The following is an 18,659-nucleotide window of genomic DNA, read 5'->3' on the forward strand; positions in this document are numbered from 1 at the left end:
GCACCGCATGCACCGGTTGGGCCTCACCGCCGTCGTGCCCTGCTACGACGAGGCGGACAGCGTCGCGCAGACCCACGCCGAGATCGTGGCCGCCCTCGGCGACTACGACCTGGAGCTCCTCTTCGTCGACGACGGCAGCGCCGACGACACCCTTGCCGAGATCCGGCGGCTCGCCGCCGCCGACCCGCGGGTCCAGTACCTGTCGTTCAGCCGGAACTTCGGGTTCGAAGCGGCGTTCTCGGCCGGGTACAAGTACGCCCGGAAGCCCTGGCTCGTGCACCTCGACGCGGACCTGCAGTTCCCGCCCGCCGAGGTGCACCACCTGGTGGAGCGCGCGCTCGAAGGCTACGACGCCGTGTTCGGGGTCCGCCGCGCCCGCCACGACCCGTGGCACCGCCGGTGGGGTGCGGCCGGGTACCACTGGCTCGGCCGCCGGCTGCGCCTCCGGATCCCGGCGGGCGCGACCACGTTCCGGGTGCTGCGCACCGAGCTCGCCCGGCGGGTCGTCGAGCTGCGGCTCGGCACGCCGTACTTCCTGGCCACCGTCCCGCTGCTCACCTCGAGGATCGCCACCGTGCCGGTCGAGCACCGGCCACGCACCCGCGGCACGTCGAAGTTCCGGCTCGGCCGGCTCATCGGTCACGCGCTGGAGCTCTACGTCGCGTTCTCCCGCCGCGCCGTGCACGGGGCCGCGGTCCTGCTCCTGCTCGCCGCCCTCGCGTCCGCCGGTCTGGCCGTCGCCGCGTTCGCCGGCTGGCTCGGCGTCGCGGCCGCGCTCGGCGGCGGGCTGCTCGCCCAGTGCTTCGCGCTGGCCGGGGGTGCGGTGCTGCTGCGGTACACGGTGCTCGTCGCCGACGCGCAACCGCGCCCGGCCATGTTCTACATCCGCGAGGCGTCGATCCGGGTCGACCCCGCCGACGAGCTGTTCCCCGGCGCCGGACCGGCGCTGTTGATCCCCGCACAGCGTGAGGACGCCGCATGAAGAGCCTGCTCATCCTCGGCGCCGCCGACGGTGCGATGGCCACCTACCGCACCGCCCGGGCGCTGGGCTACCGCACCGTCGCCGTCGACCTGCGCGACACCGCCCCGGCCGTCGCCCTCGCCGACGAGCTGCTGCCGGTCAGCACCCGCGACGTGTCCGCCCTGACCGCGATCCTGCGCGGCCGCAGCGACGTCGCCGGGATCCTCGCCCCAAGCAGTGACATCGCGCTGCCGACGCAGCTCACGCTGACCGAGCGGTTCGGCCTGCCGTGCGGGCTGACCGGGGCGACGGTCGAGGCGTCGGTGGACAAGCGGCGGTTCCGGGCGGTCTGCGACGAGCTCGGGCTGCCCGGGTACCGCTGGATCGACGGCCCCGACTGGCGCGCCGCCGGCCTGCGTTTCCCGCTGGTCGTCAAGCCCGCCGACGCGCAGAGCAGCCGCGGTGTCACCCGCTGCCCCGACGAGTCCACAGTGGACGCGGCGATTGCGGACGCGCTGGAGCATTCCTACGGCGCCGGCATCGTCATCGAGGAGGAGGTACTGGGTCAGCACTGCGGCTGTGAATGCGTCATCGACGACGGGCGGGTCGTGTTCATGGCCCTCACCGAACGCCACCTCACCCCGCCGCCGCAGGCGACCACCACCGCACACGTGCTGCCCGCCGCCGTCGCCGGCAGCGTCCACGACGAGCTCGTGGCCGCCGTCGACGCGCTCTGCGCCCGGCTCGGGTACCGCCGCGGCCCGCTCAACCTCGACCTCGTCGTGGACACCGGCGGCCGGCCGCGCCTCATCGAGATGGGCGCACGCACCGGCGGTGACCCCCTGGGCGAGCTCGCCCGGCACTGCTACGGCATCAACCCGATCGAGGCGTCGATCAGCGTCGCGGTCGGCGCGCCACTGCCCCCGATGCCGCCCCCGGCCGAGCCGCGACCGGTGATGGTGCAGCTGCTCAACGCGGCCGACACCGGCATCCTCACCGCCGTCCACGGCGTCGAGGAGGCCCGCGCCTGGCCCGAGGTGGTGCGCATCGTGCTGCTCGCCGAGCCCGGCCGCCCCGTCACCGCCACGATCGACCTGACCAGCAAGCTCGGCTATGCCCTGCTGGCCGCCGACACCCCCGCGCAGCTGCGGGAGACGGCCGACCGGCTGCTGTCGACCGTCCGCTTCGAGGTGCGCCCGTGAAACGCTTCTTCACCCTCGTCCTGGCCACCCTGGTCGCCGGGGTGCTACTGGTCGCCCTCGCCCCGAACGGCAAACAGCTGGACTCGTTGTGGCTGTTCCTGGCGTACCTGGTGCCGTTCGTCCTCGCCGCGGAGACGATCGCCGCGCTCGACCCGCAGTGGCTGCGCCGCTGGCGGCTGCCGGAGGTGATCGGGGTCGTCACGTTCACCGCGGTGTTCTGCGGCTTCGTCCCGCGGATGTTCGACCGGGTCATCGCGGCGGACTTCGACGGCTTCTACGCCCTGGTGCGGGTCCTCGCGCCGCTGCTGATCCTGGCGTTCGCGCTGCACCAGCGGCTCGGCGGCGCGCCCGCGGCCACGGTGCGGCGGATCAGCTACGCGAGCATCCTCGTCATGCTGTCCGGACTGGAGGACCTGTCGTTCTGGCTGTGGCGCGGGCAGCCGGTGCCGCAGCGGTGGGACTGGGCCGACCACATGACGGTCCGGCTCGGCCACGTCGCCAGCCGCACCGAGGCGTACGTGTTCATCGCCGTGCACCTCGCCCTCGCCCTGGCGGTGCTGTGCTGGCCCGCCCGCAGGCCGTCCCGGCCGGGCCGCTCGGCGGACTCCTCGTCGGCCCGTCATGACGCTGCTCGCGCCGGGAGCTGAACCACGCACCGCCACGCCCGGCGGCCGGATGATGCTGGCCCTGTTCGCCGGCCGCGGGGCGTTCCGGGCGACCATCCAGCTCACGCCGCTCGCGCTCGCCGTGCCGTGGGGCGCGGCCCGCTTCGCCGACTACGCCGGCGCCGTCGGGGTGTCGGCGTGGACGGTGTTCGTCGCCGCCAGCGGCGAGAAGGCCGCCCTCAAGCTGGTGCCCCGGGCCCGGCGGCTCGGCGGCGCCGTCGCCCGGGTCGTGCTGCGGGTCGCCGCCGTGCCGGTCCTCGCCGCCGCCACCGCATTCGCCGCCGCGACCGTCGCGGACCGCGGGCGGGTGATCGCCGCGGCGCTGCTGTGGTCCGCGGCGCTCGGCCTGCTCCAGCTCGCCGTGGGCCTGCACCGGGTGCGCGGGCGGGTGGGCACGGACGCGGTCACGTTCGCGGTGATGACGGGGGTGCTGCTGGCCCTGTCGGCGCTGACCTTCCACTTCGCGTGGTCGCCGCTGCGGCAGCTGCTCCTGCTCGCCACGGCCGCCCTGACCGCGTCGGCGATCCTGCTGTGGCGGCTGCCGCCGGGCTGGTCCATCGCCTCCTGGCCGCAGCCCCGCGCCCCTGATGGTGCGGAGCCTGTGCCCGGTGACCGTGACGCTTCTCCAGGGGTGATGATCGGGCCCGGGGTTCGTGATCGAAGTCGTTGGGCGGTTGTGGGCGCGGCCGCTGCGCTCCGTGGATTACGGGGGGCGGTGGACGTCGGTCGGGCGGTGGGTGGTGGTGAGGAGCGGGTGCCCAGCGCCGTGGACCCGAACCTGCGCCCCGGGCTGGACGGCCGTGATCGAAGTCGTTGGGCGGTTCTGGGCGCGGCCGCTGCGCTCCTTGGATCACGGGGGGCGGTGGGCGCCGGTCGGGCGGTGGGTGATGGTGCGGAGCCTGTGCCCGGTGACCGTGATCGAAGTCGTCGGACGGTCGCGGGCGCGGCCGCTGCGCTCCTTGGATCACGAGGGCCGGGGAGCGCCGGCCGGGTGGAGGGCGAGCGGCGCTACCCACGGCACGGCGCCATCGATGGTGAGGGCGGCGTGGCCGGGAAGGGGCGCCGGCGGCGGGTGGCCTGGCTGGTGTTGCGGACCTGTGCGCTGCTCGGCCTGCCGGAGCTGCTGGCCAGCCTGTGCCTTGCGGTGTGCTACCTGGTGCTCGGCATCGCCGGGCACGGTGCGGAGAGCGGTCCGTTCTACGTGGCGGTGACACTGTCCGGGTTCTGCGGCGCGGCGCTGATCTACCTGTTCCGGCTGCGCCAGCCGGAGACGTCGCTGCGGCTGCGGGGGACGGCCGGGCGGGCGGGCCGGGCGAAGGCGCGGCGGATCCTGCGGTTCGCGGCGCTGCTGTGCCTGCCGGGGCTGCCGCTCATGCTGGTCCTGCCCCCGGGGACGCTCCTGCTCGCCCTGCTGACCGGCCTGGAGACGCCGCTGTTCGCGCTGGTCGCCTACGCCACCTACCTGGTGGAGAACACCGACGGGCGCTCACCCCGGCTCACGGCCGCCGCCGCCGGCACCGGGCTGGTCGTCGTTGCGGTCGCTGCGGTGGTGCTGGTGCCGGCCGCGGCATCCAGCGGCGCGATGGCGGCGCTGCTCCTGTCGGCCGGAGCGAGCGCGATCAGTCTCGATGTCGGCCTCGGTGGACGAGGACCGGCCCGGCGGCATGGGGGACCATGATGGTGGAGATCGCTGTGACGACCGCTGGGCTCACGGTCCGGCTGCACGATCCGGCCGCCGATCCGGAGCCGCCCGGGTGGGACGCCGTGCGCTGCGCGGCCGGGCTGCGGGCCAACTGGGCGTGGCCGGTGATGCGGGCCGGGGTGCGCTCCGGCGCCGACCCGCTGCTGCTCGCCGTGCTGTCCGATGTGGACCGGCCGCTCGGTGTGTACGCCGCCTCGGTCGTCCCGCTGCGCCGCGGGGCGGGACGAACGGGGTGGCCGCGGATCGGATACCTGCACGTCCAGGCCCCGCAGAGCAGCGCGCTGCCCGGGTGGTGGACCGCGCCGTCCACAGTGGACGAGCGGGCGGACCTCGCGCGGGCGTTCCGCCGGGCGGCCCGGCGCGCCCTCGGCCCCGGTGTGGGCGGCGTGCTGTGGCGCCAGCTGGGCGAGGGCGACGCCGCCTGGCTGCCGCGCCCGAGGTACGCCAGGAGCACCGAACCCCTCGCCGTCCTCGACGCGCCGGCGTCCCTGGACGCGTGGCTGGCCGGCCTCAGCAAGAAACGTAGGGGCAACGAGCGGCGCACCCAGCGGCTCGTCGCCAGCGACCCCGACCTGCGGGTGCGCGGCGGCGCGATCGGCGACGTGGTCACCCCGGCCGAGCTGGCGCACCTGGCCCGGCTCAACTTCACCAAGCACTCGGCCGGCGGCTTTACCAAGCACTCGGCCGGCGGCGTCACCAAGCACTCCGCCGGCGGCGTCGAGCTGCGCAGCGGGCCCCGCTCGCAGCTGTGGCAGGAAGCGGTCGCCGGTCGTGCGGACGTGCATGCGGTGGCGTATCGCGACAACGCCGGACGACTGCTCGGCGCCGCGACGATCCTGGACCACCCGACCTGGCCCCTGTGGCTGTCCTGGGGCGCGCTGCCGGTCGACGACGGCGGCCGCCGGCACCTGTACTTCGACCTGTTCCGCCGCCTCGTGGAGCGGGTCGTGGACCGCGGCGCGACCGGCATGATCCTCGGCAAGGGCATGGCCGAGCTGAAGCAGGGCCTCGGCGCCCGCCTGGTGCCTCAACAGGCCGCCGTGACCCTGTAATCAGCCCCGGAACTCCGACACGACGAAGCGGCCCTTGCCGCCCGACGTCAGCTCCAGGGCGGAAGCCCGGCGCACGTCCAGGTCGAACGGGCGGCCGGCGCTGCCGTGCAGCCAGGCGCGCGCCTCGCGGGCCAGGTCGTCGAAACCGCGGCCGGCGGCACCATCAACGTCCGGCACGAGCCACACGGTGATGTTGCCGGCCGGGTCCTGGCGGACCATGCACTCCGCGACGCCTGGAGTGCTGATCGCCATGCCGATGAAGGTGCCGGCGTAGATGCGCTCGCCGTCGGGGAGGACCACGTAGTCGTCGGCGCGGCCCTTGGTCAGCTCCAGGCGGGCGAACGTCCGCCCGCACCCGCAGCGCCCGGTCAAGCGGGTCGCGCGGTCGCCGAGCCAGTACCGCAGCAGCGGCATCGCCCGTTCCCGCCAGCCGGTGACCACGACATGGCCCTCGGTGCCGTCGGGCACGGGACGGCCGTCGGCGTCGACGATCTCGACGTGGACACGGTCCTCGGCGACGTGCAGCTGGCCCTCGGTGCAGTCGTACGCGATGTGCATGAGCTCGTAGGCGGAGTACTCGTTGAACACCGGCACGCCGAAGCCCGACGTGAGCTGCGTGCGGATCTCCGGGGTCAGCAGCTCCGACTCGGTGAAGACCGCCCGCAGCGTGCGCCGCAGCGTCGCCAGCTCGTCCGGGCGCAGGCCGCGCAGCAGGTCCCGGAGCATCACCGGGTAGCCGATCATCGCGTGCGGCCGGGTGCGCAGCAGCTGCTCGATCCTGGTGCGCACCGGCAGCGCGCTGAACACGACCGACCGGCGGAAGATGCCGAGGCGCTGATACCAGGCGGTGTCGAGGGGGAACGGCTTGAAGTGCACGAGCCGCGACCACGGCCGGTAGCGCCCACCGGCGGCGGCGAACCGGCGGATGTTGCAGGCCCGGTCGTGGGCGTAGTTGCCCGGGTCGTGCCACGCCTCGAGGACCTGGCCGCTGGTGCCGCTGGTGGTGTAGACGGTGACCCGGTCGCGGGTGAACGCCGGGTCGCGGAACCGGTCCGCGCCGGCCGCGAGCACCTCGGCCTTGCGCAGCATCGGCAGCCGGGAGAAGTCCGAAATGCCCCAAGTTGGACCGATGTCGTAGCGGGTGTCGTCACGGTATGCCGATACCCGCCCACGGGCATGCGACAGTGCGCCCCGGAGTCCGGCCAGGGTCACCCGATCGAGCGCGTCCCGGTCAAGATACTGCGCCCGCAGCACGGCGCGCACGGAAAGAAGGCCACCAATGGTCGACATGGCCGCAAGTCTTCCAGACGGTGGCCGTTGTCGATGTCAGGTTGCGGCAGTGGTGAGGTGATCGGTGCGGCGGGTCGCTCCGGTGACCCGGAAGAGATCCCGCAGCAGCCCGATCTCCCCGCCGTGGTGCATCACCTCGCGGTTGAGGTGCACGATCAGCGCCGCCATCGGTTCCGCCGAGAAATAGGCGCCCTTCGGTCCCAAAGGGATGCCCAGTCCGGCGTCACCGAGTTGGGAAACGTGTCCGTGCCACGCTCGGTAACTGTCCTCCAGGAACGCGACGGCTTCCGCCGCCGTGTGCGGCAGATCCGCCGGCTCGTGCCGCGGGTCGAACATGTCCGCGTCCGCGTCGACACTTCCGTCGCCGAAGAACGTGCTGCTCCGGGTCACGAAACAACCGACCGCGATGTGCATCATGCGCCAGGCGACCGTCGTCACCGGCGCGGGGTCGGCGTCCTGGCCGAGGTCGAGGCGGTAATTCCCGGCAGCGTCCGGCCGGACCGACCAGCACCCCGCGACCGGTTCCCAGAAATACTCCTCGTCGGTGAGCCCGTCCAGCCGGGGGCGCAGGTGGGCGTCCCAGTAGAACGCCAACTGGCCGATGAGCAGCTCGCTCCAAACGGGTGTGGAAGTGTTCGCCATGGGTAGAGTCTCGCCGATGCTCGGATCATGCGCGCCCCGCCGGGCCGTGGTAATTGAACCAACACGATCGGTGATGGTGTCTATTTGAAACAGAGTGCACTTCAAATCCGCAGAATGGGCGATACTATTTCTCCGACGGGGGGCCGTTCGGTCGTCACCGTCACCCGCACCGTTGCCGAGGAGGCGCCGTCATGGCCAAGCGCGTCATTCAAGAACTGATCGACGACTTGGACGGCAAGCCGGCCGACGAGAGCGTGCAGTTCGGTCTCGACGGCGTGCAGTATGCGATCGACCTGTCGAAGAAGAACGCCGAGAAACTGCGCGCCGCGTTGAAGCCCTATGTTTCCGCCGGCACGAAGGTCGGCCGCGGCGCGGTCGCCGCGGCGGCCCGCTCGAGCTCCCGGGGCCGTGGTGCGGCACGTGGTGACCGCGACCAGAACCGGGCCATCCGCGAATGGGCGCAGGGCGCCGGCTACCAGGTCTCCGACCGGGGCCGGATCAAGCAGGAGATCGTCGACCAGTACCACAGCAGCCACTGACCCGATCGGGGATCGGACAGCGGATCCGGCCGTGAAGACCGGATCCGCCGTCCCAGCGGGGGCTCAGGCCGCCGCGGGAGTGGGGTCCAGGGTGATTCCGGACGCGTCGTCCTCCGAGGTGATCAGGGAACCCGGCCGCACGACGATCAGCAGGGTCGCCGTCGCGGTGAGCATGCCACCGGCGATGACGACCGCCATCGCGGTCGCGCCGGTGCCCAGGACGCCGACCAGCGGGGCCGCGACCGCGCCGACGCCGAACTGGACCGCGCCGAGCAGCGCCGCCGCCGTGCCCGCCGCCTCGCCGTGGCGGGACATGGCCAGGGCCGGGGCGTTGGGCAGGGCCAGGCCGGCCGCGGTCAGCACCGCCCACAGCGCGGCGAGCAGGGCGGGCAGGCCGCCGAGGCCGGTGGCGGCGAGCGCGACCAGGAGCCCACCTGCCACGGTGCCCGCGGCCAGGGCCGAGGCGAGGATGCGCTGCGGGGTGAAGCGGCGCAGCAGCCGCACGTTGTACTGCGTGCCGCCGATCAGTCCGACCGCCCCGGCGCCGAAGGCCAGACCGAACTGGGCTTCGCTCAGGCCGTACACCTCCTGAAGGACGAACGACGAGCCGCCGACGTAGGCGAAGAGCGCCGCCATCGCGAACCCCGCGACCAGGACCAGCCCGACGAACACGCGGTCCCGCAGCAGCGAGCCGTAGACGCGCAGCGTCCCGCCGACACCACCGGAGCGGCGGCGGGCCGGTGGCAGCGTCTCGTGCAGGGCGAGCGCGGCAAGCGTGGTGAGCAGGACGCCGAACGCGGCGAGGACGACGAAGACGCCGCGCCACTCGGTCCAGCGCAGCACGGCGCTGCCGAGGGTGGGCGCGAGGATCGGGGCGGCGCCCATGACCAGCATCAGCCGGGAGAACAGGCGGGCGAACGCGGCGCCGCTGAACAGGTCCCGCACGACCGCCATCGCGACGACGGAGGACGCGGCGACGCCGAGGCCCTGCAGGACGCGCAGCGCGCCGAGGACGGTCACGTCGGGGGCGAACACGCAGGCGACGGACGCCAGGACGTGCAGGACGAGCCCGGCGAGCAGCGGCACCCGCCGGCCGACCGCGTCGGACCAGGGCCCGATCGCCAGCTGGCCCAGCGCGAGACCCGCCAGCGTGCCGGTGAGGGTGAGTTGCACCGCCGTCGACGTGGTGTGCAGATCGTCGGTGATGCTCGGCAGGGCCGGCAGGTACATGTCAATGGTCAGCGGGCCGATCGCGATGAGCGAACCGAGCACCAATACCAGTCGGACGGGATTTGCGGTCACAATCCATGGTCAAGCGTTTGATCAGCCGGAACATTCCCGTCCTGATACGCGGTCGCCTGCAACGCGTACAACTGGGCGTAAAGTCCACCGGCTGCGAACAGCTCGTCGTGGGTGCCCTCCTCGACGAGCACGCCGTGGTCCAGGACGTAGATCCGGTCGACCTCGCGGACGCTGGCCATGCGGTGGGTGATGAGCACCACGGTGCGCCCGGCGGCGAGTTCGCGCAGCCGGCCGTAGACGGCGTGCTCGGCGCGGGCGTCGAGGTTGGCGGTCGGTTCGTCGCAGATGAGCAGGGGCGCGTCGCGGAAGAACGCGCGGGCGATCGCGAGCCGCTGCCACTGGCCGCCGGACAGTTCCGCGCCGTCGTTGAAGTGCCGGGAGAGCAGCGTCTGGTACTGGCGGGGCAGCTCGACGATGAACCCGTGGGCGTCGCCGCGGTCGGCCGCCGCCTCGATCTCGGCCTGGGTGGTGACCCGGTCGTGCCGGCCGGTCGTGATGTTCTCCGCCGCGGACAGCGGCCAGTTCGTCGGGTCCTGCATGACGACGGCGACCTGGTCGCGGACGCTGTCGGGGTCGCGCCCGGCCAGGTCGACGCCGTCCCAGGCGATCACCCCGCGGTCGGGGCGGTACAGCGCGGCGAGGAGCTTGGCGAGGGTCGACTTGCCGGAGCCGTTCTCGCCGACGAGCGCGATCGTCTGCCCGCGGCGGATGCTCAGGCTCACCCCGTTGACGGCGGGCCGCTGCGCGCCGGGGTAGGTGAAGGTGACGTCGTCCAGGCTCAGCAGCGAGAAGCCGGCCGGGGCCGCGGGCTGGTCCAGGGGCTCGGAGCGGGCGGTGGCGAGCGCGCAGAAGGACTCGTAGTCGCCGAAGTAGAGGCCCTGTTCGTACAGGTGGTTCACCGAGAACGCGACCTGGGTGAGCGCGTTGATGCCGGTGCTGATCGCGTACGCCGCGGCGCCGCCGACCGCGATGTCCATCCGGCCGGACAGCAGCAGCCCGAGGAGGGCGGCGTACGCGGCGCCGGTGGCCAGGGAGCCGAGCGCGTGGCCGACGAGGTTCGTGCGCACCTGCGCGGCGGACACCTTCACCTGCTCGCGGGTCGCGGCGTCGAGCAGCCGCCGGACCTCCGCCAGGAGGTACCGCTGCAGCGTGAACGCCCGCAGCTCGCCGGCCTGATCCCGCTCGGCGAGCAGGTCCGACAGCATCCACTTGCGCCGCAGCACCGCGATGATGCGCAGCTGCTGGCGGTACCCGAGCCGGGCGGAGCGCACCGAGGCCCAGAAGTTCGGCACGACCGCGAGCACCAGCAGCGGCAGCAGCACCGGGTGGAGCACGGCGAGGACCCCGGCGGCCGCGGCCAGGGACACCACGTTGGTGCCCAGCTCGATGGCGTGGTCGACGACCCGCTGCGCGGCGTCGATGCCCCGGTCGCGGGCCCGCTGCATCCGGTCCCGCCAGTCGGCGTCGTCGAACGTGGCCAGGTCGACCCGGGTGGTCAGCGCCAGCAGGCGCAGCTCCGCGGCCTGGCTCACCTGCGGCGACAGCCGGCCCTGCGCGGCGGTCGCGGCGGAGGACAGCAGGGTGCGGGCGGCGCCGGCGGCGATCATGATCAGCAGCGACGGCACGGCGGCCCGGATCCGCTCCGGGGTCGGTCCGGCCTGCAGCAGCCCGTCCAGGACGCCGACGACGTTGACCAGGCCGACGCCGGAGGCGACCCCGGCGGCCAGGTTGAACCCGGCGACGGCCAGGGTGCTGCGCCGGTCGGTCCGCCACGCGAGCCGCCACGCCTGCAGCAGCAGCCCCGGCAGCCGGCGCACCATCCGGCCGAACGACGCGGAAGCGGCCTCGGCGGTGGCGGTGAGCCAGTAGGGGACCGCGAGCTCATCGCCGGGATCGACGAGCTCGCCGGGGGAGTCGACGCTTTCGATCGCCATATGTCTATGGTGCCGCGCGTGTCCATGGTGCCGCGCGGGTCTGTCGTGACGCGGCCGGACAAACGCTCAGGTCGGTTGGACGGCCGCCGATCGGGCGGAGGTGAACCTTGCCGCGGTGCTGATCGTGCGTGACTCGGCCACCATGCTGTCCCGGTGTCTGACGTCGCTGAGCGGGGTCGTCGACACGATCCACGTCCACGACACCGGCTCCAAGGACGACACCCCGGCCCTGGCCGGCGACCTCGGCGCCACCGTCAGCCACGGCACCTGGACCGGTGACTTCGCCGCCGCCCGCAACGCCGCGCTCGCCGAGGCGGCCGTGGCGCGGGGGCGGCCGTGGGCGGCGGCGGACTGGGTGCTCAGCATCGACGCCGACGACCGGGCCGTCGCCGCACCCGGCAAGCTGCGGGAGGTCCTCGCCGCGACGACCACCGACGCGCTGCTGGTCGACATCGACAACGCGCACGACGAGCTGCCGTACACGTTCCGCACCGCCCGGCTGTTCCGCCCGACGCAACTGCGGTGGCAGGGCCGGGTGCACGAGCACCTGGTGCACATCACCGGCCGCGGCAGCGCGCCCGACGTCTTCGTCGACCGGGGCCACGGCACGAGCGTCGGCCCGGGCCACGGGACCGGTGCGGTGCAGGGGATCGGGATCGCGGAGTGGCCGGCGGCGCCGCGCGATGCGATCCGCCTGGAGCACCAGGGGTACGCCGATCCCGAGGAACGCCGCAGCAAGGCCGAGCGCAACGTCGAGCTGGCCCAGTCGATCCTCGACGGCATCGCCGACGGGTCCGCGCCCGCCGGCCAGGTCGCGGACACGCTGCTGGACCTCGGCCGCAGCCTCGTCGGGGCGGGCCGCACCCAGGACGCCGTCGACGCGTTCGAGACGCTGCGCGAGCTGGCGCCCGGAACCCGGCAGTGGATCCTCGGCACCGACGCCCTGGCCCGGCTGCTGCTCGGCGCCGGCATGGACGAGGCGGTGCTGGTGCTGACCGCCCAGCTGCGCGGCGCCGGCGTGGCCCGGGACTACTGCGACTGGCTGGACGCCCAGGCCCTGGCGCAGCTGGGCGAGGTGGCGGAGGCCTGGCGCCTGCTGCAACCGGTGCAGCGGGTCGTGGATCCGGCCGGCCGGGTGTACCCCTCCGAACACCTCGCCGAACTCAAACGCCTCCTGGATCGCCTCCACGCGGTTTCCTGATGCTGGGGCGTTTTGAACATTCTGTTGAAAACGGATCGTTTAGGTGGCATGCTCCGAAGGTATGACGGAGATGCTGACGTTCCCCGATCCCGAGGCGCGGCGCGCGGAGCGGGTGTATGCCGCGCTGGTCCACCTCACCGAGCGCCACGCCGGATCGCCCGAGCTGCGCTCGCGGCACACCCACGCGGACGTAGCCGCCCCGCACGAGGTGGTCCGCGTCGCCGCGGCGATGGCCGCCGGGTCGATCCCGCCGGCCCCGGACGAGCCCCCGCTGGACACGTCCGACCTGGTCGCAGCGCTGACCCTGCTGCCCGAGGTGCGGGCGGAAGTGGACGCCACGGAGCTCTACCTGCTCAGAACCGCCCGCGCCCGCGCGATGACCTGGCAGGACATCGCGCTGAGCCTCGGCCTGGGCACCCCGCAAGCGGCCCGGCAGCGCTACGAGCGGCTGGAGGCCCGCAGCGACCCAGCGACATGATCGGCTCGATGCCGCAGCTCCCCGGCCTCGCCGTGACGGACCGTGACAACGAAGTGCTGGCCGAAGAACATCCGGATCGACCCGGTGTCGATGACCTCGCTCGTGTCCGTCAGTTCTCCGTGTGGCAGATACCGGTACAGCTCGGCGAGGGGCAGGTCGTCCGATTGGCGGACCCCGCCGACATGCAACGCACAGTCGACGACCGCCGGCCGGGAGTCCAGTTGCACCGGAAACGCCCCTTTCGTCGGGGCCTGACGTCTTGCGGGGGCTTCTGGTTGCGTACCCACCCGGGTTCCTCCATGAACACCCGGCCGACCAGTGCCACGCCCGCTTGTCGGATCACCCGCAGCGACGACCGGCTGTCCGGCCACCGGCCGGTCGGACGGTCCCTCCACCTGGTCAGGGGTTCACGGACCGTCACGGCTGACCGTATCGTCGCAGCATGGCAGCCCTCACGTTCGCAGTGGACCGACTGGCTGCCGCGACGGTGCTGACCTGTCACGGCGCGCTGGTCGCGGCCAGCGCGATGCAGCTGGAGACCGCGCTCTCTCAGCTGCTGCTCCGCACCGAGCCCAGGATCATCATCGACCTGGCCAAGGTCACCGCCATCGACTGCACCGGCATCATGATGCTGCGCGTCACTGCGGGTATCGCCCTTGAGCAGGGCGGATCGCTCGTCCTGGCGCAGCCGGCCCCGTCGGTGGTCCACACGCTGCGTGAAGGCGGCACCCTTTCCACGATCCAGACCTACCGGACCCTGGAAAGCGCTCTCGCCGCCGACCCGCAGGCGCTCGTCACCGACGCGGATGCGGCGGCCCAGTCCGCGACCACCCCGTGGCCGATGAACGCCGACCGCCGCCGCTCCGCCTGAGGTTCGCCGAAGATCCGGTAACGCCCCCGTGGCGCCCCGGCACGCGGCGACCGGGTCAGACGGGTTCGCCGCGGTAGGTGCCGAAGGACCACAGGTTGCCCTCGGGGTCGCGGAAGGCGCAGTCGCGGGAGCCGTAGTCGGTGTCCTTGAGCTCCATGTGCACGACCGCGCCGGCGGCGACCGCACGGGCGTAGAGGCCATCTGGGTCGTCGGTGACCACGTAGGCGCCGAAGGTGCCGGGGCGCAGCGGCCAGCCCGGGCCGTCCTCGTCGCGGGTGCTGCCGAGCATGATGCCGCCGCCGAGCGGCCAGGAGAGCTGGGCGTGGTCGACCCGGTCGCCGTCGCCGTGCACGACGGTCTCCCGGAAGCCGAACGCGTCGACCAGGAACCGGATCAGGGCGCGGGCGTCGGTGGCGCGGAGGGTCGGCCAGACCTGTGGTGGAGGTGTCATGCCGCCCAGTCTTCCGGCACCGGCCCGCCGGGGTCTTGGACGTTTCGGAACGGCGGCAGGTCCTCCGCGGCGGGGTCTTGGATGTTCCGCAACGGTGGCAGGTCCTCCGCGGCGGGGTCTTGGATGGTTCGGAGCGGCGGCAGGTCCTCCTCGGCGAGCCACCGCGCCGGCGGGCAGCCCGCGAGGGCGCCGAACTCGCGGGTCAGGTGCGCCTGGTCGTAGTAGCCGCAGCCGGCGGCGACGGCGGCGAGGGAGGCGCCGCGCTGGATGACGTGGCGGGCGCGGTCGAAGCGGGCGACCCGGGCCGCCGCCTTCGGGGACAGGCCGATCTCGACGTTGAACCGGCGGCTCAGGTACCGGCCGCTCCACCCGACCTCCCGGGCGAGCTCGACCGTGGAAACGGTGCCGCCGGACGCCTGCAGCAGCCGCCACGCGTGCACGACCTCGGGCGGCGGAAGGACCGGCGCCGCGCACCGGGCGGCGAGCATCGCATCGACGATCCGGAACCGTTCCGGCCAGCCTGGCGCCGCGCGGACCCGGTCGCGCAGCTCGTCGATGAACGGGCCCAGCACGTCGGAGGCGGTCACGTCGAGGTTGGCGAGCTCACCGGCGGGCAGGCCGAGCAGCGACCGGGCGCCCAGCGGCGACAGCGCGATCTGGATCCCGGACTGCCGCCCCTGGTGCACGATCGTCGCCGGCGTGGTGTGCAGCCCGCCGAGCAGGGTGTCGTACCGCCCGGGCGGGGTCCGGGGATCGGGATGCGTCGCGACCTGCAACGGGTCGTCGAGGGTGACGATGAGCGTCAGGAACGGCGACGGGAGCCCCCGGTGCACGGCAGGCGCGACGTCTTCGTCGCGATAGCCGGTGTACCGGCTGGCGAACGATCGCACCCGCACCCCGGCGGGCCGGCCCACGTACTCCGACAGCACTCCCTCACGGTAGCGGCCGGGCGGTGTGTTCGAGCAGCGCGGCGGTGAACAGCGGCCACAGCGCGCGGGGCAGTTCGTGTCCCGCCTTGGGCAGGACCAGCAGCGACGCGCCGGGGATCGCGTCGCGCAGGGCGGTGCCGTGCTCGAGCGGGAAGACGGGGTCGTGCTCGCCGTGGACGACCAGGGTCGGCGCCCGCAGGCCGGCGAGCAGTTGCGGGCCGGCCCCGCCGGTGTCGATGACGAAGTGGTTCACCAGGCAGGAGGCGATGTCGGCGGTGCGGGCGACGTCCCGTTCGGCGAGCCGGCGCACCGCGGGCTCGTCGAAGTAGGGGGAGCCGCCGCCGTACACCCGCATGAGCCCGACGATGAACTCGACGACGGCAGACGGATCCGCGGGGTCAGGGCCGCCGCTACCGGTGAAGTCGAGGAACGCGGGCGACATCGGCGGCAGCCCCGGCAGGCCCGGGGTGGTGGTGACGAGGGTCAGCGTGACGACCCGCGACGGGTGCTCCGCGGCGGCGACGGTGACGATCCCGCCGGCCATCGAACGCCCGACGAGGTGCGCGGCGCCGATGCCGAGCCCGTCGAGGATCCCGATTGCGTCGAGCCCCATGTCCCGCATCGTGTACCCGGGCCGCCCCGGCGGATACGCGGTGGAGCGGCCGGTGTCGCGGTTGTCGTAGCGCACCACGTGCCGGCCGCCCGCCGCGAGCAGCTCGCACAGCTCCTCGTCCCACCAGAGCATCGACGCGGACGCGCCGTGGACGAGCAGGATCGTGGGATCGGCGGGGTCGCCGAACGTCTCGACGCACAGCCGCGCGCCGCCGGTCTCAACACATCGCATACCTGTCGGCCTTCTCCAGTTGGCCTGCGTCACTGATACCCATCTTCGCGCGATCGACGCGCGGCGGCCACGAAGTCGAGGACGATCCGGGTCCACCGGGTCGGGCGGCGCAGCATGGCATGACCCTCCCTCGCGACCAGGATGAACGACGCGCCGGTGCTCGCGGCGTACCGCGCCGACATCGCCGGATCCGTGATCCGGTCCTGGTCCCCGTGCGCGAGGACGACCGTGCCGGCCGTCTGCCACGAACACGGCTCGTTTGGGTTCGATCCACGGCGCCAGGGCGCACACGCCGGCCACCCGGGGCGAGAGCCGCAGCGCGGTGCGCCCGCCCATCGAGTGTCCGATGAGCAGGACGGGGACGCCGGGCAGGCGCCGGGCGGCCTCCCCGATCGCCCATTCTGGCGGTACACCCGCCATCCGAACTATTTCAGGGACGCCTGCGTCTGGTGGGGCCTGTTCGCCCTGGCCTGCCTCCAGTGGCAGGGCTGGCTGACCGTGCTGTCGCCGCTGCTGATGACCTGGTTCCTGACCCGCAAGACGGGCAAGCCCCTCCTCGAGGAGCAGCTGCGCCGCACCAAGCCGGGCTACGCCGACTATGTGGAACGGACCAACGGGTTCTTCCCGCTCCCCAAGGCGTCCCGGCGATCACCGACGCGATAGGCAGAACTCAGGCGGCCAGGCCCAGGGACCGGATGTGGCGGGCCTCCTGGGCGGCGCGGGTGAGCGCCTGCACGGTCCGCGGCCCGGCGACCCCGTCGATGGTGAGCCCGGCCCTGGCCTGGAAGCGGCACAGCGTGAGCGGCACGTCGGACTCGGGGGAGCGAGGGTGCAGCAGGCCGATGTCGGCGAGGAGGGCGCGCACCGCGCGCGGGTCGGCGGGCGGCGCGGCGGCGTCGGGCGCGCTGACGGCCCCGGCGAGCGCGGCGCCGACGGCCTGCAAGGTACGGCGAACGGTCATGGCATCAGTGTGATCCGCGAGCCCGTCCACCGCGTCAGGGCTTTTCTGCCGGTCGACCCTGAGTTTGCCCTGACCCGGTCCTAGGCGCCGGGGATGAGGACGCCGAATCCCGTCCGGGCCAGCCGCAGCAGGACCTGCCCCGGTGCGACGAGCGTGGCGAGTTTCGCCGCCGAGGCGTCCTCGAGTTGGCGGATGGCTCCCGTGTACGACGAAGCTCCCGCCCGACGGGCCGCATCCAGCACCGTGGTGTTGCGCCACACCTTCGCCCGCGCCTCGGTGAGCAGCCGCCGGGTCGCGGCCCGGTTCGCCGGCGCGAGGATCCGGTCCAGGAGGCCGGGGCGGTTGACGGCGCGGCCCTCGGCCTCCTCGGCGCCGACCCTGGCGAGCAGGACCGTGTCGATGTGGGTGTGGTCGCGCTCGCGGGCGGCGCGCACGGCCGGGTCGTCGAACTCGGCCGGGTCGATCACCGCGATCAGCGACTGCGGCAGGTCGTAGTTGATGTGCGCGTTCATGCCGAGCAGGACGTGCCGCAGCGCCGGCAGGTCGGGCCGGTCCCGGGCGGTGTCGAACGCGATCCGCCACGGCCGGGGGACCGGCCCGCCGGCGATTTCGGCGTCCAGGGCATCCAGGTACAGGTCGGCGAACGCGACGTCCCACCGGTTGAGCCAGGCGGCGTCGAGGAAGCCACCCCGGTCGATCTCCTCGGCGACGGCGCGGGTGGTGCGCAGATACGTGCCGTGGAAATGGCGGCGGGCGTCCTCGGGCTTCATCCGCGCCAGCCCGTCCTCCATCCTGGCGATGACCGCCGCGACGGCGTCGTCCATCAGTCGGCCTGCAGAACGCGGCGCAGGTGCGTGTACCCCTCGCTGGTGCCGATGGTGTGCCGCGCGCCGGGGGTCGCCAGGTAGTAGGTGATGGCGTCGAGCAGGAACTCGCGCCGGATCCAGGCGTGGCCGGCCGGCAGGAACGCCTTCCCGGGGTGGCGGCGGGCGAGGCCGGTGGAGTGCACGAGGTCGGGCCGGCCGATCCGCACCGTCGGCTCCACGACCGACGCCGACCGTGGCGGGCCGGCGGACACGGCGTCCCACGGGATGTCACGGGTGCCGTACGCGTACGTGATCCGCAGGCCCTCGGGGCGCAACAGGATCCGTCCGGTGCCACGGGCGAACGCGATGATCCACAGCAGCCACGCGAACAGGACGAACACCAGGCCGATCCGTCCGAACGCGAGCAGGTGCTGGGAGACGTTGGTGGACGGTGGCCACAGGAAGAACCCGGCGGACACGGCGCCGCTGGCCAGCAGCGACATGGCCATCCCCGCCAGCGCCTGATCGGCCGGTGGCGCGACGAAGGCGCCGTCGCGCACCTCGAATTCCACGGGTCGCCGGCGGATGAAGTACCGCAGGTAATGGACTATCGCGACCACGGGCAACGCGATGGGCGGCAGGAAGTAGATGGCTTCGAGCGCCGGGCTGGCCAGCCACGCGTCGTGCCATTGCCACGCCGCGGCCAGCCATACCAGTACCGCCGCCGCCATGACCGCCACAGTGACGGCGGCCGTTCGTCTCCGCTGTGCGCTGCCCGGTGCGGCGAGTGAGGTCATGGTCGCAGTGTGCGGCAGTCCGGCAAGGCGTT

Annotated in this window: 22 protein-coding genes; 10 read left to right on the plus strand and 12 right to left on the minus strand. The window is 73.3% G+C overall.

Annotated features, from left to right (window positions below; genetic code table 11):
• Positions 1-7: 7 nt before the first annotated feature.
• Genes ACFPIJ_RS07575 through ACFPIJ_RS07595 form a run of 5 tightly spaced genes read left to right on the plus strand, consistent with a single transcriptional unit; the run spans position 8 to position 5,582 of the window.
• Positions 8-982, plus strand: coding sequence for a glycosyltransferase family 2 protein (locus tag ACFPIJ_RS07575; RefSeq protein ID WP_380113910.1), 975 nt, complete (start codon positions 8-10; stop codon positions 980-982).
• A complete protein-coding gene (locus ACFPIJ_RS07580) occupies positions 979-2,163 on the plus strand; it encodes an ATP-grasp domain-containing protein (protein ID WP_380113911.1) in 1,185 nt (394 codons plus the stop codon). The genes ACFPIJ_RS07575 and ACFPIJ_RS07580 overlap by 4 nt, the downstream gene beginning before the upstream one ends.
• Positions 2,160-2,810: a hypothetical protein gene (locus ACFPIJ_RS07585; protein ID WP_380113912.1), complete on the plus strand. Its 651-nt coding sequence runs from the start codon at positions 2,160-2,162 to the stop codon at positions 2,808-2,810. Before ACFPIJ_RS07580 ends, ACFPIJ_RS07585 begins: the two co-directional genes overlap by 4 nt.
• Positions 2,785-4,506: a hypothetical protein gene (locus ACFPIJ_RS07590; RefSeq protein ID WP_380113913.1), complete on the plus strand. Its 1,722-nt coding sequence runs from the start codon at positions 2,785-2,787 to the stop codon at positions 4,504-4,506. The genes ACFPIJ_RS07585 and ACFPIJ_RS07590 overlap by 26 nt, the downstream gene beginning before the upstream one ends.
• 14 nt (positions 4,507-4,520) lie before the next feature.
• A complete protein-coding gene (locus ACFPIJ_RS07595) occupies positions 4,521-5,582 on the plus strand; it encodes a GNAT family N-acetyltransferase (RefSeq protein ID WP_380113914.1) in 1,062 nt (353 codons plus the stop codon).
• Here ACFPIJ_RS07595 and ACFPIJ_RS07600 read toward each other — a convergent pair whose 3' ends face one another.
• The gene (locus tag ACFPIJ_RS07600) at positions 5,583-6,872 is read right to left on the minus strand and encodes a phenylacetate--CoA ligase family protein (protein WP_380113915.1); all 1,290 of its coding nucleotides are present in this window, start codon (positions 6,870-6,872) and stop codon (positions 5,583-5,585) included. It lies immediately after the preceding gene.
• A gap of 36 nt (positions 6,873-6,908) precedes the next feature.
• Positions 6,909-7,514, minus strand: coding sequence for a DinB family protein (locus tag ACFPIJ_RS07605; protein ID WP_380113916.1), 606 nt, complete (start codon positions 7,512-7,514; stop codon positions 6,909-6,911).
• A gap of 191 nt (positions 7,515-7,705) precedes the next feature.
• Between ACFPIJ_RS07605 and ACFPIJ_RS07610 the strand changes: the two genes are divergently transcribed.
• Complete coding sequence (locus ACFPIJ_RS07610; RefSeq protein ID WP_380113917.1) at positions 7,706-8,053, plus strand: histone-like nucleoid-structuring protein Lsr2; 348 nt, start codon at positions 7,706-7,708, stop codon at positions 8,051-8,053.
• Positions 8,054-8,116: 63 nt separating this feature from the next.
• Here ACFPIJ_RS07610 and ACFPIJ_RS07615 read toward each other — a convergent pair whose 3' ends face one another.
• The gene (locus ACFPIJ_RS07615) at positions 8,117-9,358 is read right to left on the minus strand and encodes a multidrug effflux MFS transporter (RefSeq protein ID WP_380114180.1); all 1,242 of its coding nucleotides are present in this window, start codon (positions 9,356-9,358) and stop codon (positions 8,117-8,119) included.
• Positions 9,352-11,289: an ABC transporter ATP-binding protein gene (locus tag ACFPIJ_RS07620; protein ID WP_380113918.1), complete on the minus strand. Its 1,938-nt coding sequence runs from the start codon at positions 11,287-11,289 to the stop codon at positions 9,352-9,354. Before ACFPIJ_RS07620 ends, ACFPIJ_RS07615 begins: the two co-directional genes overlap by 7 nt.
• A gap of 115 nt (positions 11,290-11,404) precedes the next feature.
• Here ACFPIJ_RS07620 and ACFPIJ_RS07625 point away from each other — a divergent pair, with 115 nt between their 5' ends.
• Positions 11,405-12,490, plus strand: coding sequence for a glycosyltransferase (locus ACFPIJ_RS07625; protein WP_380113919.1), 1,086 nt, complete (start codon positions 11,405-11,407; stop codon positions 12,488-12,490).
• 61 nt (positions 12,491-12,551) lie between these two features.
• Positions 12,552-12,968 carry a DNA-binding protein gene (locus ACFPIJ_RS07630; RefSeq protein WP_380113920.1) on the plus strand — a complete coding sequence of 139 codons (417 nt, stop codon included), beginning with the start codon at positions 12,552-12,554 and terminating at the stop codon, positions 12,966-12,968.
• Here ACFPIJ_RS07630 and ACFPIJ_RS07635 read toward each other — a convergent pair.
• Entirely contained in the window at positions 12,929-13,195 is a 267-nt protein-coding gene (locus ACFPIJ_RS07635; protein WP_380113921.1) for a hypothetical protein, read from the minus strand. The genes ACFPIJ_RS07630 and ACFPIJ_RS07635 overlap by 40 nt on opposite strands.
• Positions 13,196-13,410: 215 nt before the next feature.
• Here ACFPIJ_RS07635 and ACFPIJ_RS07640 point away from each other — a divergent pair, with 215 nt between their 5' ends.
• On the plus strand, positions 13,411-13,839 hold the full coding sequence (locus ACFPIJ_RS07640) for an STAS domain-containing protein (protein WP_380113923.1): 429 nt from the start codon (positions 13,411-13,413) through the stop codon (positions 13,837-13,839).
• A gap of 55 nt (positions 13,840-13,894) precedes the next feature.
• Here ACFPIJ_RS07640 and ACFPIJ_RS07645 read toward each other — a convergent pair whose 3' ends face one another.
• The 4 genes from ACFPIJ_RS07645 to ACFPIJ_RS07660 are packed head-to-tail and all read right to left on the minus strand — an operon-like array spanning position 13,895 to position 16,245.
• Positions 13,895-14,290 (minus strand): VOC family protein, encoded by a 396-nt coding sequence (locus tag ACFPIJ_RS07645; protein WP_380113925.1) that lies wholly within the window; start codon positions 14,288-14,290, stop codon positions 13,895-13,897.
• Positions 14,287-15,219, minus strand: a complete 933-nt coding sequence (locus ACFPIJ_RS07650; RefSeq protein ID WP_380113926.1) for a helix-turn-helix domain-containing protein — start codon at positions 15,217-15,219, stop codon at positions 14,287-14,289. The genes ACFPIJ_RS07645 and ACFPIJ_RS07650 overlap by 4 nt, the downstream gene beginning before the upstream one ends.
• A 4-nt stretch (positions 15,220-15,223) precedes the next feature.
• Positions 15,224-16,063, minus strand: coding sequence for an alpha/beta fold hydrolase (locus ACFPIJ_RS07655; RefSeq protein WP_380113927.1), 840 nt, complete (start codon positions 16,061-16,063; stop codon positions 15,224-15,226).
• Between the two features lie 29 nt (positions 16,064-16,092).
• A complete protein-coding gene (locus ACFPIJ_RS07660; RefSeq protein ID WP_380113928.1) occupies positions 16,093-16,245 on the minus strand; it encodes a hypothetical protein in 153 nt (50 codons plus the stop codon).
• A gap of 157 nt (positions 16,246-16,402) precedes the next feature.
• On the opposite strand from ACFPIJ_RS07660, the gene ACFPIJ_RS07665 reads away from it, so the two are divergent.
• Positions 16,403-16,726, plus strand: a complete 324-nt coding sequence (locus ACFPIJ_RS07665) for a DUF1295 domain-containing protein (protein WP_380113929.1) — start codon at positions 16,403-16,405, stop codon at positions 16,724-16,726.
• Between the two features lie 7 nt (positions 16,727-16,733).
• Here ACFPIJ_RS07665 and ACFPIJ_RS07670 read toward each other — a convergent pair whose 3' ends face one another.
• The 3 genes from ACFPIJ_RS07670 to ACFPIJ_RS07680 form a co-directional block, all read right to left on the minus strand.
• Positions 16,734-17,024 carry a peptidoglycan-binding protein gene (locus tag ACFPIJ_RS07670; protein WP_380113930.1) on the minus strand — a complete coding sequence of 97 codons (291 nt, stop codon included), beginning with the start codon at positions 17,022-17,024 and terminating at the stop codon, positions 16,734-16,736.
• Positions 17,025-17,104: 80 nt separating this feature from the next.
• The gene (locus ACFPIJ_RS07675) at positions 17,105-17,848 is read right to left on the minus strand and encodes a DUF5995 family protein (protein ID WP_380113931.1); all 744 of its coding nucleotides are present in this window, start codon (positions 17,846-17,848) and stop codon (positions 17,105-17,107) included.
• On the minus strand, positions 17,848-18,627 hold the full coding sequence (locus ACFPIJ_RS07680; protein ID WP_380113932.1) for a hypothetical protein: 780 nt from the start codon (positions 18,625-18,627) through the stop codon (positions 17,848-17,850). The genes ACFPIJ_RS07675 and ACFPIJ_RS07680 overlap by 1 nt, the downstream gene beginning before the upstream one ends.
• Positions 18,628-18,659 lie beyond the last annotated feature (32 nt).

Source organism: Dactylosporangium cerinum (assembly GCF_042653625.1).
In the GTDB taxonomy this organism is placed as follows: domain Bacteria; phylum Actinomycetota; class Actinomycetes; order Mycobacteriales; family Micromonosporaceae; genus Dactylosporangium; species Dactylosporangium cerinum.